The organism is Marvinbryantia sp. (assembly GCF_047017445.1).
Classification (GTDB): Bacteria; Bacillota; Clostridia; order Lachnospirales; family Lachnospiraceae; genus Marvinbryantia.
In genome coordinates this window covers 252,696-269,706 of the sequence record NZ_JBKXTT010000001.1, presented here as the reverse complement: position 1 = coordinate 269,706, position 17,011 = coordinate 252,696, and the positions used below count along the sequence as shown (strand labels likewise).

Genomic DNA, 17,011 nt, shown 5'->3' with positions numbered 1-17,011 from the left:
ATACTGCTTAAGGCGCTGCAGTATCCGGTTTCTTGTTTGCGGTCGTATTCCATACGGTACAGTAATTAAGATCACGGTATTTTTTGGGAGTCATGCCGACAATTTTTTTAAACTGCTGGATAAAATGACTCTGAGAGGAAAAGGAAAGATAGGTTGCGATCTCAATCAGGCTGTAATCACAGAACTTCAGCAGATTCTGTGCCTTTTCAATCTTTTTTTCACGGATATAATCACTGATAGAGATGCCGATTTCCTTTTTAAAAAGCCGGGACAGGTAGCTGGGGGAAAGACCAGTATGCGCTGCCAGGTCTTCCACCGTAATCCGCTCTTTAATATGAAAGTAAATGTAATCAATACATTCGGTGACCGGCTTTGATGTGCCGATATTTTTTTGAAGGAGGCGCATCTTTCCCGTGAAGTCCAGAACCATCTGGTCGTGGAGAGCAGAGACTGCCTGCGCCGTGTAAAGGTTATCCAGCTTTAATATATAGAAATCGCTTAAACGAAATGCCTGTTCCATCTCCATGCCGGCTTCCACGCAGAGCCTGGTCACAAATGCCGTTGTGATTACAAAATGATATTTTAAATTGGTTACCGGATTGCGGGAAAGGGTACCGACACCCTCTGTATCGGTAAATCTGTTTTGCTCGCAGTTCCGGCGTACTGCGTCCATATCTCCGGAGCTGACCGCGCGGTAGAAATTGATCTCTTCATTTTGTGGGCGGTGCTCCATTTCTTCTTCGCTGTTTTTTGTTTCATGCAAAAACCATTCCTGTAATAATCCCATATCCGACCTCCTGCCTGAAAGATATATGGAAGATAAAAAGATGATATCATAAATCTGACATTTTTGCAATTAATCTTATATATTATAACGAAGAAACACGCTAGAATATAGATAATTTAACGGAGGAGAATTCCTTCCGGCAAATAAAATATAATTTACAGGAGGTAAAAATTTATGAACAAAAAGTTACTTGGTGTATTGCTTGTCTCAGCTATGGGCGTGAGCGCGCTGTCTGCAGGTGCAGCGGCATCTGAAGAGGGGAAAATCCTTAATATATGGTGCTGGAATGACGAATTTCAGAGCCGTTTTAACGATTATTACCCGGAAGTTGAGTCTGTAGCAGAGGACAAATCTACCACGACGCTGAAGGATGGCACTGTTGTAAAATGGACCATCAATCCGAATCAGGACAATAATTATCAGAACAAGCTGGATGAAGCACTGATGGCACAGGCAGATGCCAGCGAAGATAATAAAATTGATATTTTCCTGATCGAAGCAGACTATGCACTGAAATATGTAAGTGCAGATGTTGATGTTGCAATGCCGCTTTCTGAGCTGGGAATCACGGCAGAAGATCTTGCCGACCAGTATCAGTATACAAAAGATATCGTTTCTGATGAAAACGGCGAGCAGAGAGCAACATCCTGGCAGGCAGCTCCGGGTCTGTTTGCTTACAGACGCTCCATCGCAAAAGATGTTCTTGGAACGGATGATCCGGCAGAGGTTCAGGCAGCTCTTTCTGATTGGACAAAATTTGGCGAAGTAGCGGCACAGGCAAAGGAAAAAGGGTACTATATGGTATCCGGCTATGATGATACATATCGCGTATTTTCTAATAACGTATCACAGCCGTGGGTTACAGGAACAACTGTTACAGTAGACCCGAACATCATGGCATGGATAGAGCAGACAAAAGAATTTACAGATAAGGAATATAATCACAGGTCTGGTCTCTGGAGCGATACATGGGCACAGGATCAGGGTGTAGACGGAAAGGTATTCGGCTTCTTCTATTCTACATGGGGAATCAACTTTACGCTGGTTGGCAATGCCGGTGAGGCAGGCTTTGGCGACTGGGCAGTATGCCAGGGACCGCAGCCGTATTACTGGGGCGGAACATGGCTTGTAGGCGCAAGAGGAACAGATAATCCGACTCTTGTAAAGGACGTTATGCTGAAACTGACCTGCACAAAAGATATTATGAAAGAAATGACTACAAACCGCAAAATCCAGGATTATACGAATACAATGGCTGGTATGCAGGAGATTGCAGAGGACCCGAACTTCCAGTCTGAATTCCTCGGCGGACAGAATCACATTGCACTGTTCTCTGAAGTGGCTCCGACGATTGACATGAGCAACGTTTCTGCTTATGATCAGGGCTGCAATGAGCAGATTCAGGTTCATTTCCACGACTATTTTGATGGAAATGTTGACTTTGAAACAGCAAAAGCCAACTTTGAAACAGGAATTAAAGAGACTTATCCGGAAATCACCGAGGTAATCTGGCCGGAATAATGATATAGAACAGTTTTAATCTGCAGTATCCCGGGGTGGGTTTTACCCGCCCCGCTACTTTTTGAAAGGGAGTTTTATCATGAAGGAGAAAAATGCGAAAAAGAAAACGGTGAGTTACGCAAAATGGGGTTATATTTTTATACTTCCATTTTTTGCAACATTTTTTATTTTCTCTTTCATTCCGTTAATGGATACGGTACGATACAGCTTCTATGAGTACTACCGTTCCGGATTGAAAGAAATTGGTCCTAATTTTGTTGGATTACAGAATTACCTGACACTTTTAAAAACAGATTTACCAAAGTATGCATCAAATACATTTATTCTGTGGGTCATTGGATTTGTGCCTCAGATTATTGTATCCCTGGTGCTTGCGGCGTGGTTTACAGACTCACGTCTGAAAATCAGGGGAAAACAGTTTTTCAAGGTTGTGATTTACCTTCCGAATCTGATTATGGCATCTGCGTTTGCAATGTTGTTTTTTACATTGTTTTCGGATAACGGACCGGTAAATTCATTCCTGATGAATGCGGGCATTATTGATAAAGAAATACGTTTTATGGCGACGGTGGGCGGTACCAGAGGCCTGATCGGATTAATGAACTTCTTAATGTGGTTCGGAAATACCACCATCATGCTGATGGCTGCCGTTATGGGAATCAATTCATCCCTGTTTGAAGCGGCGGAGCTTGACGGATGCAACCATACACAGATTTTCTTTAAAATTACACTGCCGCTTATCAAACCGATTTTGTCATATACACTGATTACATCTATGATCGGCGGTCTGCAGATGTTCGATGTTCCGCAGATCCTGACAAATGGCGAGGGTACGCCGAACAGAACGTCGACGACTCTGATCATGTATCTGAATAATCACCTTGGCAGCAAAAACTATGGTATGGCAGGAGCGCTTTCCGTATATCTGTTTATTGTCAGCGCAGTTTTATGCTTTATTGTGTTCCGTATGATGAATACAAATGATCCAGACGGATCAAAAGCTGCCGCGAAAAAGGCAAAACGACTTGCTAAGAAGGGAGGAAGAGCATAATGAAATCACAGAAACCTTCCCATGTGCGTTCGATAATCGCACATGTAGTACTGATATTTTTATCCTTCCTGTGTCTGTTCTTTTTCTATATATTAATTGTTAACGCGACCAGGACACATTTTGAGCTGCAGAAAGGATTTTCCTTCCTGCCGGGGTCAAATTTTATAACCAACTTTAAGAATGTTTTGAATGATGCCAATGTTCCTATTTTGAACGGTATTCTTAACAGTCTGATCGTATCGGGCGGCTGCGCGGCTCTGAGCACTTATTTTTCGGCAATGACAGCTTATGGTTTATATGCATATGATTTCAAGCTTCAGAAACCGGCTTTTACATTTATCATGATGATTCTGGTAATGCCTACGCAGGTGTCAGCACTTGGCTTCCTGCGGCTGATTACAAAAATGCATCTGAATGATTCTCTGATACCGCTGATTATTCCGTCTATAGCGGCACCGTATGTATTTTATTTTATGTACAGCTATATGCAGTCTTCCCTGCCGATGCAGCTGGTAGAGGCGGCGAGGATCGATGGCTCCGGCGAATTCAGAACGTTTAACGCGATTGTGCTTCCGATTCTAAAACCGGCAATTGCCGTGCAGGCTATTTTCTCTTTTGTAGGCGCATGGAATAACTATTTTGTTCCGGCTCTGGTTATCACAACGAAGAAGAAACAGACACTGCCGATTATGATCGCAAGCCTGCGAAGCGCGGATTTCCTGAAATTTGATATGGGAAAGGTGTACATGATGATTTTGATAGCGATTGTGCCGATTATTCTGGTATACCTGTTTCTGTCTAAATTTATTATTGAAGGTGTGGCGCTTGGCGGCGTAAAAGAGTAGTGACGTATTCTTTTTTGGAGGAAGGTATATGCTGCGAAAAGAAATTTTATGGAATGTAATATTTACGGTGGTTTTAACGGGATGTATAACTGTATGTGGAGTAAATGCGGGGGCAGAAACAGCTGAAAGTGTGGGTAAAAGTAGTGGTGGAGGCAATATGACAGCAAAGACAACGATTCCGGAGGGATATCATCTTGTGTGGGAGGATGACTTTGACGGAGATACGCTCGATGAAAATAGCTGGAATTATGAGTATCATCAGCCTGGCTGGGTCAATAATGAATTGCAGGAATATGTAAAAAGCAGTGAGAATGCATATGTAAAAGACGGCGAATTAATCATTCAGCCAATTAAGATACTGGATGAAAAGGGCGGAGCCAGTTATACTTCGGGGCGAGTTAATACGCACAATAAGCATGGATTTCAATACGGATGGTTTGAAGCAAGAATTAAAGTACCGAAAGGTCAGGGATTTCTGCCGGCGTTCTGGATGATGCCTGAGGATGAAGACTTTTATGGTCAATGGCCGAAGTGCGGGGAAATTGATATTATGGAGGTCCTTGGAAATCAGACGGACTGCCAGTACGGAACGCTGCATTACGGAGAACCTCATACTCAGCAGCAGGGAACCTATACTTTAGAGGACGGTGATCTTGCGGAAGAGTACCATGTCTATGCGTGTGAGTGGGAACCGGGTGAAATTAAATTCTACCTGGACAATGAACTGTATTTTTCCGTGAATGACTGGTTCACAAGAAAAGAAGGTTTTGATGAGGAGCCGTATCCGGCGCCGTTTAATCAGCCGTTCTACATTATTTTAAATGTTGCAGTCGGCGGAAACTGGCCGGGCAATCCGGATGAATCGACAACTTTTGACGATGCTGCTGCCATGAAGGTAGATTACGTGCGGGTTTATCAGAAAGAAAGCTATGACGAAAATGTGAAAAAACCGGAAAAAGTATTAGAGCTGAAGGAGGCGGATGCCACCGGCAATTATATTACAAACGGGGATTTCTCGGAAGCGGAGGAGCTTTCCGACGAAGAAAACTGGGTATTCCTTCTTGCAGGAGATGGGGCGGCAAATGCAGAAATTGCTGACCGGGAGCTGCGCATCGTAACGGAGGATGCCGGAGAGCTGGATTACAGTGTGCAGCTTGTTCAGGCGGGGCTTCCGATGATACAGGGAGAACGGTACCGGATATCCTTTGATGCATATGCGGATGAGGAACGGACGGTAATTGTGACTGTATCGGCTCCGGATGTGGGATGGATTCGGTACTTTGAGGATACAAAAGTTCCGCTGACAAAAGAAAAGCAGACGTTTGAGTATGTATTTGAAATGACCGGGGAAGATGACGACAACGGACGTCTGGAATTTAACCTTGGGAATCAAAATTCCGCGGCTGCCGTTTATCTGAGCAACGTGCGGATAGAAAAAACAGCAGACTAAAACGGTCAATATTGGGTTTAAAAGCAGATGCTGGAGTTTGGCTTAAGCATCTGCTTTTTTATGAATTGAAACGATAGAAAAAGTGTGTTATCATGAACGCATGGGCAACGAACGCGGAAAACGGAAGGTTTGGACGTGGCTGCCTGTGCGTTTGTGAAATAAGGATATGGACAGTAAATCTAAGAACGGGGAGGACGTTTATGAAGCTGACAGAGTTGTTGGAGAGACTGGAATATGAGCGCGTACAGGGCAATATAGATATTGAGGTGACGGACATCGTCAACGATTCGAGGAAGGTGAGCGAAGGCTGTCTGTTCCTCTGCATTAAGGGCGCTGTTTCAGACGGACATAAATACGCTGAGGAGGTTGCAGGAAAGGGCGCGAAGGTGCTGGTGGTACAGGACGATGTGCAGGTTCCCGCAGATGTTACGGTGATTAAGGTGGCGGACAGCCGCTATGCGATGGCGCTGATCGCGGCGGCATGGTACGGGCACCCGGCAGAGAAGCTGAAGGTGATCGGTATTACCGGAACGAAGGGGAAGACGACGACTACTTACATGATAAAATCGATTCTGGAAGCGGCGGGGCATAAGGTCGGACTGATCGGCACGATCGAGGCGATCATCGGCGACAGGGTGATCCCGGCGTGCAACACTACCCCGGAGTCGACGGCGATCCAGAAATACTTTGCAGAGATGGTGGATATCGGCTGCGACTGCGTGGTGATGGAGGTGTCCTCGCAGGGGCTGATGCTGCACCGCACGGCGGGCTTTACCTTTGAGATCGGCATTTTCACGAATCTGGAGCCGGATCACATCGGACCGGCGGAGCATGAGAGCTTCGAGGATTATCTGCGCTGCAAGGCGATGCTCTTTAAGCAGTGCCGTCATGGTATTTTTAATGCGGACGATGCGCATCTTCCGGCGATCCTGGAGGGGCACACCTGCGATGTGGAAACCTATGGCTTCAGCGAAAAGGCGGATTTCCGGGCGTCGGAGGCAAAGCTTGTCTCGAAGCCGGGTTATCTTGGCATTGCCTATCACGTGACCGGAAAGCGCAATTTCTTTGTGGAGATCGATATTCCGGGCAAATTCAGCATCTACAATTCCCTTGCTGCGATCGCGGTCTGCGATTATTTTGGCGTGGACGAGGAAAAGATGATCGCGGCGCTCAAAAAGGCAAAGGTGAAAGGACGCATCGAGATGATCAAAGTGTCCGATGAATTCACGCTGATGATCGACTATGCGCACAATGCGATGAGTCTGGAGAGCCTGCTTACGACCCTAAAGGAATACGATCCGGGAAGACTGGTCTGCGTATTCGGCTGCGGCGGCAACCGTGCGCGTTCCAGAAGGTTTGAGATGGGAGAGGTCTCCGGAAAATATGCGGACTTCACCATTATCACCTCCGACAATCCGCGTTTTGAGGAGCCGGAGGCGATCCTGGAGGATATTGAAACCGGTATGAAAAAGACCGACGGAAAATATATTAAAATTATCGACCGCAAGGAGGCGATCGCCTACGCGATCCATCACGGGCAGCCGGGCGACGTTATCGTGCTTGCGGGAAAAGGACATGAGGATTACCAGGAAATCTGCGGCGTGAAGCATCCGATGGATGAGCGCGTGCTGATTCGTGAAATCCTGGCGGAGGATAAGGCTTGACGGAATCACTCTTTGCAGATATTATTGTAGATATTTCCCATGAGCGGCTGGACCGCACCTTTCAGTACCGCATTCCCGAGGGGCTGCGGGGCGCGGTGCGGCAGGGCAGCGTGGTGCGGATCCCCTTTGGAAAGGGAGATCGCATGACGAAGGGCTATGTGATGAAAATTACCGGGAAGCCGGAGGTCGCGCTTGCCAGGATGAAGGAAATACAGGAGGTAGTGAGTGACGGCGCCTCGGGGGAGGATCATCTGGTGGCGCTTGCCGCCTGGATGCGCGAGCGCTACGGTTCCACGATGGCTCAGGCGCTGCGCACGGTCATACCGGTGAAGCAGAAGATAAAGCCGCGCCAAAAAAGGAGCCTTCGTCTTTTGCTCGATGAGGAGCAGGCCAGGGAAAAGCTGGCGTTCTACCGGCAGAAAAACCAGCGTGCAAGACTGCGCCTTTTAGAAGCGCTCCTGGAGGAGCGGGAGCTTCCCTACGAGCTGGCGACAGGCAGGCTGAATATTTCCGCTGCCACAGTGAAGGCGATGCAGGAGCAGGGCGTGATCGCCTGCGATACGGCGACGGCCTACCGCAATCCTGTGCATACGGACGGCGCGTCCAATATCCGCATTCCCTTAAATGAGGAGCAGGCGCGCATTGTGGAGGATATCCGCCGGAACTGGGAGGAACCGGGGCATCTCGTCTCACTGATCCACGGGATCACCGGCAGCGGCAAGACGGAAATTTATATGGAGCTGATCGACACAGCGATCGCGCGCGGGGAGCAGGCAATTGTTCTCATCCCGGAGATCGCCCTGACGTACCAGACGGTGATGCGCTTTTACCGGCGGTTTGGCGACCGGATCTCCATTATCCACTCCCGGCTCTCGGCGGGCGAGCGCTACGATCAGTACCAGCGTGCGCGTTCGGGTGACATCGACGTGATGATCGGACCGCGCTCGGCGCTGTTTACGCCGTTTCCAAAGACAGGCATTATCATTATCGACGAGGAGCATGAGCCGACCTACCAGAGCGAGCAGACGCCGCGCTACCATGCGCGTGAGGTGGCGATAAAGCGGGCGCAGCTTGAGCATGCGAAGGTGATCCTTGGCTCGGCGACGCCCTCTCTGGAGGCGTACAGCCGGGCGCTTGACGGTGCATATGTGCTCTATACGCTTGAAAAAAGGGCGAAGGAAAGCGCTTTGCCGGAGACGGTCGTGGTGGATATGCGGCGGGAGCTTCAGGAGGGCAATCGTTCCATTCTCGGAAAAACGCTGAAGGAGGAGCTGGAAAAATGCCTTGCGCGCGGGCAGCAGGCAATGCTGTTTTTAAACCGGCGGGGCTATTCCGGGTTTCTGTCCTGCCGCTCCTGCGGGCATGTTTTGATGTGTCCGCACTGCGATGTATCGCTATCTTTGCATAACAACGGAAAGTTAGTCTGTCATTACTGCGGGCATACGGAGAGGCGCCCGACGCGCTGTCCCAAATGCGGTTCGGAATTTCTGAGCGGCTTCGGCATTGGCACACAGCAGGCGCAGGAGATGGTGGCAAAGGAGTTTCCGCAGGCGCGTATTCTGCGGATGGATATGGACACCACGCGCGGGAAGGACGGGCATGAAAAAATCCTCTCCGCTTTTGCGAATCAGGAGGCGGATATTTTGATCGGCACCCAGATGATCGTGAAGGGACACGACTTCCCGAACGTGACGCTGGTGGGCATCCTGGCGGCGGATCTGTCACTTTTTGCCGACGACTATCGCGCTTCCGAGCGCACCTTCCAGCTTCTGGTGCAGGCGGCGGGGCGTGCGGGCAGGGGAAAGGATCCCGGCATGGTGGTCATTCAGACCTACGATCCGGAGCACTACTGCATCCGCACGGCGGCGGCGCAGGATTACCGGAGCTTTTATGAGGAGGAGATCAGCTATCGCATGGTGGCGGGTTATCCGCCGGTGCGGAAAATGCTTTCCGTGCACGGCGCCTGCCGCGACGAGCAGCATCTCGGCATGGCGATGGAGTATTTGCGGCGCATGGCGGAGCGCATTTACAAAAACAGCGAGGGCAATGTGATCGGTCCCGCTCAGGAGAGCATCGCGAAGATACAGGAGGTGTACCGCAAGGTACTTTATATTAAAGCAGGAACAACGGAGGAGCTGACGGCGATCAAGGATCGCCTGGAGCAATATATTGAGGCGAACGAAGGCTACCGCAGCGTGGGGATCCAGTTCGATATGAATGAATAGAAGGAGGAAGGAAACATGGCGATTCGCAATGTGAGAATACAGGGTGACAAGGTTCTGGAGAAAAAATGCAAGGAGGTAAAGGAGATGACGCCGCGCATCCGTGCGCTGATCGACGATATGTTTGAAACGATGTACGATCAGAGCGGCGTGGGGCTTGCGGCTCCGCAGGTCGGCGTTCTGAAGCGCATTGTCGTGATCGATACGACGGGCGAGGATCCGTATGTCCTGATCAATCCGGTGATAGAGGAAACCTCCGGTGAGCAGAGAGGCTATGAGGGATGCCTCAGCCTTCCGGGCAAGAGCGGCATCGTGACGCGCCCGAACTACGTGCGTGTACGCGCGCTTGATGAAAATATGCAGGAATACGTTCTGGAGGGAGAGGAGCTTCTGGCGCGGGCGATCTGCCACGAATGTGATCATCTGGACGGAATCATGTATACTTCGAAGGTAGAAGGGAAAATCTATGATAACTCTGAATTGCCGGAGAATGAGGAGGAAGAAGCATGAGAGTGATCTTTATGGGGACGCCGGACTTTGCGGTCGGCACCTTGCAGGCGCTGATCTCCTCGCGTCATGAGGTGGCGGCGGTGTTTACGCAGCCGGATAAGCCGAAGGGCAGAGGCAAGGCGGTACAGCAGACGCCTGTGAAAGAGGTGGCGCTGACAGCCGGACTTTCGGTGTATCAGCCGGCGCGCGTGCGCGAGGAGAGCGTGGTCGCGCAGATAAAAGAGCTCGCGCCGGACGTGATCGTGGTGGTCGCCTTCGGACAGCTCATCCCGCAGGCGGTGCTCGATATCCCGAAATATGGCTGCGTGAATGTCCACGCCTCGCTGCTCCCGAAATACCGGGGCGCGGCGCCGATCCAGTGGGCGGTCATCGACGGGGAAGATTTTTCCGGTGTGACGACGATGCAGATGGATGCCGGGCTGGACACCGGCGATATGCTGCTGACAGAAAAGGTTGCGCTTGCGCCGGACGAGACCGGCGGCAGCCTGTTTGACAAATTAAGCGCTGTCGGAGCAGAGCTTCTTTTGAAAACGCTGGACGAGCTGGAAGCGGGAAGCGTGACGCCGACGCCGCAGCCGAAGGAAAGTCCGACCGCTTACGCGGCGATGCTGAAAAAAACAGACGGCGAGATCGACTGGGAGAAAAGCGCCGCGCAGATCGAGCGTCTGGTGCGCGGGCTGAATCCATGGCCGAGCGCCTACACGCATCTGGACGGAAAAACGTTAAAAATCTGGCGGGCAAGGCTCTGCGCGGCGGAGGGCTGCGAAGGAAACTGCGCCGCGCCGGGCACGGTGGTGCGCGTGACGAAATTCGAAATTTTCGTGCAGACCGGCGACGGCATTCTCGCACTGGAAGAGGTGCAGCTTGAGGGAAAGAAGCGCATGGATACCGCGGCGTTTCTGCGCGGCTTTTCCATAGCGGAGGGCGCGAAGCTCGGCGTAAAGGAATGAGAGGCGTTCATCCGGCAGCGCTGTGCGCAGCCGGAAGGCGCGCCGGATGGAAAAGCGGCAGGGGCACAGTATAAACAAAAAAGAAAGGGGCATGTGATATGATGCTGCTGAGCTATGCAAACAATTTTTTTGGATATGGGTACGGATATCGCGGACTGTATTTTGATCCGACGATGATCCTGGCACTTCTGGGGCTGATTCTTACGATGATCGCCAGCGCCGGGGTAAATTCGACCTTTGCAAAATATAATAAGGTGCGCTGTATGCGCGGCATGACGGGCGCGGAGGCGGCGCAGCAGGTGCTGCATGCGGCAGGGATCTTTGACGTGCAGATACGGCATGTCAGAGGAAATCTGACCGATCATTACGATCCGAGAAATAAGACTCTGAATTTATCCGACAGCACCTTTTCCTCAAATTCGGTGGCGGCGGTCTGCGTGGCGGCGCACGAGTGCGGGCACGCCGTGCAGGATCAGAAAAAGTACGGACCGCTGGTGCTGCGCAGTACGCTGGTTCCGCTGGCGAATTTTGGCTCGCAGCTTTCCTGGCCGGTATTTATCGCCGGGTTGATTTTTTCACTGCAGCCGCTGGTGATGGCGGGCATTATCCTGTTTTCGCTGGCGGTGCTGTTCCAGCTCGTCACGCTTCCGGTGGAGTTTAACGCCTCCTCGCGCGCTCTGCGCATCCTGGAGGACACCGGGATGCTTGGCAGCCAGGAAATGACCGGGGCGAAAAAGGTACTGCGGGCGGCGGCAATGACCTATGTGGCGGCGCTTGCAAGCTCGCTTCTGCAGCTTCTTCGCCTGATTTTGCTTTCCAGGAGGAATGATCGTGACTAGTATTGTAAACACGCGGGAAATCATTCTGGGAGCGCTGATGGAGATCACGGAGGAGGAGCAATACTGCCATATCGTCCTGCGCGATGTGCTCACGAAATATCAGTATCTGGAAAAACGAGACCGGGCGTTCATCTCCAGAGTCGTTGAGGGGACGATGGAGAACATGATCCAGATCGACTATATTCTGGAGCAGTTCTCCACGGTAAAGGTGCAGAACATGAAGCCGGTCATCCGCAATATTCTGCGCATGTCCGTCTATCAGATGCAGTACATGGACGGTGTGCCGCGCTCAGCGGCGGTCAATGAGGCGGTCAAGCTGACGCAGAAAAAGGGTTTTTACACCTTAAAAGGCTTTGTGAACGGCGTGCTGCGCGCCGCTGACCGGGGGATGGGAGAGGTTTCCTTTCCCGACGCGGAGCGGACGCCGCGCAGATATCTCTCCGTGCGCTACTCGATGCCGGAGTGGATCCTGCAGAAATGGCTTGCGCAGTTTGACTTTGAGGTGGTGGAGAAGATCTGCCGCGGGCTGTGGCAGGAAAGCCGTACCACCATCCGCTGTAACTTAAGCCGCGCGCCGAAGGAGACGATCATTGAAAAGCTGCGGGCGCAGAATATCACGGTAAAAGAGGTGCCGTATCTGCCCTATGCGCTGGAGATTTCCGATTATAACTATCTGCAGGCGATCACGGCGTTTAAAGAGGGACTGTTTCAGGTACAGGACGTCAGCTCGATGCTGGTGGCGGAGGTGGCGGCGCCGAAATGGGGCGATTACTGTATCGACGTCTGCGCGGCGCCGGGCGGAAAGAGCCTGCATTTATCGGACAAGCTGAACGGAAGCGGCTATGTGGAGGCGCGCGATCTGACGGACATAAAGGTGTCGCTGATGCAGGAAAATCTGGAGCGCACCGGACGGATTAATATGACGGCTGTGCGCCAGGACGCGACCGTGTTTGACGGCGCTTCCGTGGAAAAGGCGGACATCCTGCTGGCGGACCTGCCCTGCTCCGGGCTGGGCGTGATCGGCAGAAAGCCGGATATTAAATACAAAATGACAGAGGCGAAGCAGCAGGAGCTGGTGAAGCTGCAGCGCAAAATTCTCGATACGGTGTGGTCCTACGTCAAGGTGGGCGGCACACTGATCTACAGTACCTGCACTATCGGTGCAGATGAAAATCAGTACAATGTAAAATGGTTTCTGGAGAACTATCCGTTCAGGCTGGAGAGTATCGACCCGTACCTGTGCGACGCGCTGAAGAGCCGCACCACGAAGGCGGGCTATCTGCAGCTTTTGCCGGGCATTCACGGTACGGACGGTTTCTTTCTTGCCAGATTTAAGAGGGTAAAATAATGGAAAAAACAGATCTTCGCTCCCTGGATTATGAGGAGCTGCAGCAAGAGCTTGCGGCGCTCGGGGAAAAATCCTTCCGCGCGAAGCAGATCTATCAGTGGCTCCACGAAAAGCTTATTGACACGCCGCAGGAGATGACCAATCTTCCGGCGAAGCTGCGGGAGAGATTATGCTGCGAATATGACTGTACAAACCTGGAGATCGTGGACGTTCTGGAATCAAAGGCGGATGGTACGCGCAAGTATCTGTTCCGCCTGTCGGACGGAAATGTGATCGAGAGCGTGCTGATGAAATACCATCACGGAAATTCCGTCTGCATTTCCTCGCAGGTGGGGTGCCGCATGGGGTGCCGCTTCTGCGCATCGACGCTCGGCGGACTGACGCGCAGTCTGCTTCCGGGGGAGATGCTTGATCAGATCTACAAGATCCAGAAGCACAGCGGCGAGCGCGTATCGAATCTGGTGGTGATGGGTACCGGCGAGCCGCTTGATAATTATGAAAATCTGGTAAAATTTATACATATGTTAAGTGATGAGCACGGGCTGAACATCAGCCAGCGAAACATCACGGTATCCACCTGCGGCATCGTTCCGAATATTTACCGGCTCGCCGCAGAAAAGCTGCAGATCACGCTGGCACTCTCCCTGCACGCATCGACGCAGGAGAAGCGCATGGAGCTGATGCCGATCGCCTATAAATATGAACTTTCTGAGGTGATGGAAGCGTGCCGCGCCTATTTTAAAGAGACAGGAAGACGGCTCACGTTTGAGTACAGTCTGGTGGGAGGCGTGAACGACTCGCAAAAGGATGCGCAGCAGCTTGCCGGGCTGCTCGCCGGTCTGAACTGTCACGTTAATCTGATCCCGGTAAATCCGATCAGGGAAAGAAGCTATGTGCAGTCAGATCACCGGGTGATCGCAGACTTTAAAACAAAACTTGAAAAATACGGAATAAATGTTACAATTAGAAGGGAAATGGGCCGTGATATCGGCGGCGCATGCGGTCAGTTGAGAAAGAGTTATCTGGACAGAGCCAGAGGAGAGGAATAGACATGGAATCATATTGTATTACGGATGTTGGCCGCATCCGCAGCATAAACCAGGACTATGTGTTTGCGTCCGATACACCGGTTGGAAAGCTGCCGAACCTTTTTGTCGTCGCAGACGGCATGGGCGGGCACAACGCAGGGGACCGCGCGTCCAGCTATGCGGTGGAGGTTTTCCTGAGAAGCGTAAGGTGGGAGCGGGACAAAAATCCGATCCGGATCATCCGCAGATCCATCGAAAAGGCAAATACGAAGGTGCTGGAGGAGGCAAAATCCAAAGAAAAGTATCAGGGCATGGGCACCACGATGGTCGTTGCGACGATCGTGAAGGACACCCTGTATGTGGCGAATGTCGGCGACAGCCGTCTGTATCTGATCGGAGACACCATCCGTCAGATCACCAGGGATCATTCGCTGGTAGAGGAAATGATCCGGGCGGGCGGGATCACCCGCGAGGAGGGACGCTATCACCCGGATAAAAACGTGATCACAAGGGCAATCGGCGTGGAGGAGCGCGTGGCGATCGACTTTTTTGACGTGCAGATGAAAAAGGATGACACGCTGCTGCTCTGCACGGACGGGCTCAGTAATATGCTGACAGATAAGGAGATAGAGCGCATCATCAAAGAAGAGAGCAGTCTGCGCATGGCGGGGAAGCGTCTGGTGGAAGCGGCCAACAGAAACGGCGGCTCCGATAACATTACGGCGCTTCTGGTGAGACTGCGCAGAAATGAGGTGAAAAAATGTTAAAGGAAGGAATGTTTATACAGGGACGCTATGAGATCGTCGGCAAGATCGGCGCCGGCGGTATGGCGGATGTGTACAAGGCGCGGGACCACAAGCTGAACCGTTTTGTCGCGGTCAAGGTCTTAAAGAAGGAATTCCGTTCGGACAAAGCATTTATCACGAAATTCCGGGCAGAGGCGCAGGCGGCTGCCGGGCTTGCCCATCCGAACATCGTAAATATCTACGACGTCGGGGAGGATCACGATGTCAATTTTATTGTTATGGAGCTGGTGGAAGGGATCACCCTCAAGGAATATATCGCGAAAAAAGGCAAGCTTGCCGTGCGCGAGGCGACCAGCATCGCGATCCAGGTCGCGCAGGGACTGGAGGCCGCGCACAACAGCGGGATCATCCACCGCGACGTCAAACCGCAGAACGTCATCATTTCCACGGACGGAAAGGTGAAGGTGACGGACTTCGGTATTGCGCGCGCGACCACAAGCAACACTATCAACACGACGGTGATGGGGTCTGTGCACTACAGCTCTCCGGAGCAGGCGCGCGGCGGCTACAGCGACGCCAAGAGCGACATTTATTCGCTCGGCATTACGATGTATGAGATGCTTACAGGGCGCGTACCGTTTGACGGCGACACGACGGTGGCGATCGCGATCAAGCATCTGCAGGAGGAGATAAAATCCCCGGAAATTTACGTGCCGAATCTGCCGAAGAGTACGGTGCAGATTATCTACAAGTGTACACAGAAAAGCCCGGACAGACGCTACGCGAACATGGCGGAGCTGATCTACGATTTAAAGGAATCGCTGATCAACCCGGACGGGGACTTTGTTCATATCGTAAATCCGAATAATACCGGGCGCACCGTGGTCATCTCAAAGGATGAGCTTGGCGCGATCAAAGAGGGCGCGCACAGTGCGGGCGCTTCGGAAAATCCGGGCGAGCAGACCGGCGGCTATGCAGGGCAAAAGACGGGAAATGCGCCGGGCTATGGACAGCCGGGAAATGCGCCGGGATACGGTCAGCCGGGATATCGCCAGCCGGGAGGAGTGCCGGGCTATGGACAGCAACCGGGCAGTCAGCAGAACTATGGAAAACAGCCGTATGATCCATACGGACGCGCTTACGGAAAGCGCGGCTACGATTATCAGGAGGAGTACGACAATGATAACCGTTATCAGGAGGACGATGACGACGACGGCATCCTGAATTCGCGGTTGGAGAAGATCGTGACGGTGGGCGGCATTATCGTTGCTATTCTGATCGCCTGTATCTTCCTTGGACTGGTGGCGAATGCGCTCGGGATCATTAAATTCAGCCTTCCGTCGCTTTTCGGGCGAAGCAGCCAGACGGAAAAGGTGACGGAGAGCACGGTGAATTCCGGGCAGGAAACGCAGCAGGATGCCGGCTCACAGCAGACGCAGAATCAGATTACCGGTCAGGAACAGGCACAGGAGACGCAGGCTCCGGTCCAGATGCCGGAGGAGACGGATCCGGAAACAGAGACGCAGACAGAAGCGCCGGCTGAGACGGAGAGTGAGACAGAACAGATGCCGCAGCGGGGCAATCCTGTGAGCGTGCCGGATGTTACCGGGCTCGATTACGATACGGCATATGATATGATGATGTCCGCAGGCTTTTATGTACAGCGGCAGGATAACGAGGACGGCGCCGCAGCGGGCACGGTACTTGAGCAGAGTGTCACGGGAACGGCAGTGCCGGGCACGACGGTGATCCTGATCGTGAGCAGCGGAAGCGGCTCCGGTGATAATACGGCGTCGGGCACATGGGCGTGCAACGCGCAGCTGGAGGCGCCCGCGGGTTATAATGGCGAAGAGGCGAGACTGGACCTGATGCAGGGAGAAGATACGACGGTAATCGCACAGGGCTCCATCACCTTCCCTTATGATCTTGCTGTTACAGGCAAGGCCGGGGAAGACATAGGAACGGTTTATATGTATGTGCTGAACAGCGAGACGGGAGAATATGATTTCCTGGCCTCCTATGTGGTTCCGTTTTCACAGGTAAATTAATT

General features: G+C 52.0%; 14 protein-coding genes. 13 read left to right on the top strand and 1 reads right to left on the bottom strand.

Annotation, left to right across the window (positions count from 1 at the left end; all coding sequences use genetic code 11):
- Positions 1–7 precede the first annotated feature (7 nt).
- The gene (locus ACLU9Q_RS01235; RefSeq protein WP_412624563.1) at positions 8–787 is read right to left on the bottom strand and encodes a helix-turn-helix domain-containing protein; all 780 of its coding nucleotides are present in this window, start codon (positions 785–787) and stop codon (positions 8–10) included.
- Positions 788–961: 174 nt separating this feature from the next.
- Between ACLU9Q_RS01235 and ACLU9Q_RS01230 the strand changes: the two genes are divergently transcribed.
- The 13 genes from ACLU9Q_RS01230 (at position 962) to ACLU9Q_RS01170 (ending at position 17,009) form a co-directional block, all read left to right on the top strand.
- Positions 962–2,308, top strand: a complete 1,347-nt coding sequence (locus ACLU9Q_RS01230; protein WP_296836240.1) for a carbohydrate ABC transporter substrate-binding protein — start codon at positions 962–964, stop codon at positions 2,306–2,308.
- A gap of 79 nt (positions 2,309–2,387) precedes the next feature.
- A complete protein-coding gene (locus ACLU9Q_RS01225) occupies positions 2,388–3,359 on the top strand; it encodes a carbohydrate ABC transporter permease (RefSeq protein ID WP_296836242.1) in 972 nt (323 codons plus the stop codon).
- Positions 3,359–4,204 (top strand): carbohydrate ABC transporter permease, encoded by an 846-nt coding sequence (locus ACLU9Q_RS01220; RefSeq protein ID WP_296836245.1) that lies wholly within the window; start codon positions 3,359–3,361, stop codon positions 4,202–4,204. The genes ACLU9Q_RS01225 and ACLU9Q_RS01220 overlap by 1 nt, the downstream gene beginning before the upstream one ends.
- 157 nt (positions 4,205–4,361) lie before the next feature.
- Positions 4,362–5,654: a family 16 glycosylhydrolase gene (locus ACLU9Q_RS01215; RefSeq protein ID WP_296836247.1), complete on the top strand. Its 1,293-nt coding sequence runs from the start codon at positions 4,362–4,364 to the stop codon at positions 5,652–5,654.
- 200 nt (positions 5,655–5,854) lie between these two features.
- The gene (locus ACLU9Q_RS01210; protein ID WP_296836249.1) at positions 5,855–7,318 is read left to right on the top strand and encodes a UDP-N-acetylmuramoyl-L-alanyl-D-glutamate--2,6-diaminopimelate ligase; all 1,464 of its coding nucleotides are present in this window, start codon (positions 5,855–5,857) and stop codon (positions 7,316–7,318) included.
- On the top strand, positions 7,315–9,543 hold the full coding sequence (priA, locus tag ACLU9Q_RS01205; protein ID WP_296836252.1) for a primosomal protein N': 2,229 nt from the start codon (positions 7,315–7,317) through the stop codon (positions 9,541–9,543). The genes ACLU9Q_RS01210 and priA overlap by 4 nt, the downstream gene beginning before the upstream one ends.
- A gap of 15 nt (positions 9,544–9,558) precedes the next feature.
- Positions 9,559–10,050, top strand: a complete 492-nt coding sequence (gene def, locus ACLU9Q_RS01200; RefSeq protein WP_296836255.1) for a peptide deformylase — start codon at positions 9,559–9,561, stop codon at positions 10,048–10,050.
- On the top strand, positions 10,047–11,000 hold the full coding sequence (gene fmt, locus ACLU9Q_RS01195; protein ID WP_302225286.1) for a methionyl-tRNA formyltransferase: 954 nt from the start codon (positions 10,047–10,049) through the stop codon (positions 10,998–11,000). The genes def and fmt overlap by 4 nt, the downstream gene beginning before the upstream one ends.
- A gap of 98 nt (positions 11,001–11,098) precedes the next feature.
- Positions 11,099–11,839 carry a zinc metallopeptidase gene (locus ACLU9Q_RS01190; RefSeq protein ID WP_296833768.1) on the top strand — a complete coding sequence of 247 codons (741 nt, stop codon included), beginning with the start codon at positions 11,099–11,101 and terminating at the stop codon, positions 11,837–11,839.
- Complete coding sequence (gene rsmB / locus ACLU9Q_RS01185; protein WP_302225289.1) at positions 11,832–13,187, top strand: 16S rRNA (cytosine(967)-C(5))-methyltransferase RsmB; 1,356 nt, start codon at positions 11,832–11,834, stop codon at positions 13,185–13,187. The genes ACLU9Q_RS01190 and rsmB overlap by 8 nt, the downstream gene beginning before the upstream one ends.
- The gene (gene rlmN, locus ACLU9Q_RS01180; RefSeq protein ID WP_302225291.1) at positions 13,187–14,236 is read left to right on the top strand and encodes a 23S rRNA (adenine(2503)-C(2))-methyltransferase RlmN; all 1,050 of its coding nucleotides are present in this window, start codon (positions 13,187–13,189) and stop codon (positions 14,234–14,236) included. Before rsmB ends, rlmN begins: the two co-directional genes overlap by 1 nt.
- Positions 14,237–14,238: 2 nt before the next feature.
- The gene (locus tag ACLU9Q_RS01175; protein ID WP_296833698.1) at positions 14,239–14,982 is read left to right on the top strand and encodes a Stp1/IreP family PP2C-type Ser/Thr phosphatase; all 744 of its coding nucleotides are present in this window, start codon (positions 14,239–14,241) and stop codon (positions 14,980–14,982) included.
- Complete coding sequence (locus ACLU9Q_RS01170; protein ID WP_296833701.1) at positions 14,976–17,009, top strand: protein kinase domain-containing protein; 2,034 nt, start codon at positions 14,976–14,978, stop codon at positions 17,007–17,009. Before ACLU9Q_RS01175 ends, ACLU9Q_RS01170 begins: the two co-directional genes overlap by 7 nt.
- The last annotated feature ends 2 nt before the right edge of the window (positions 17,010–17,011 follow it).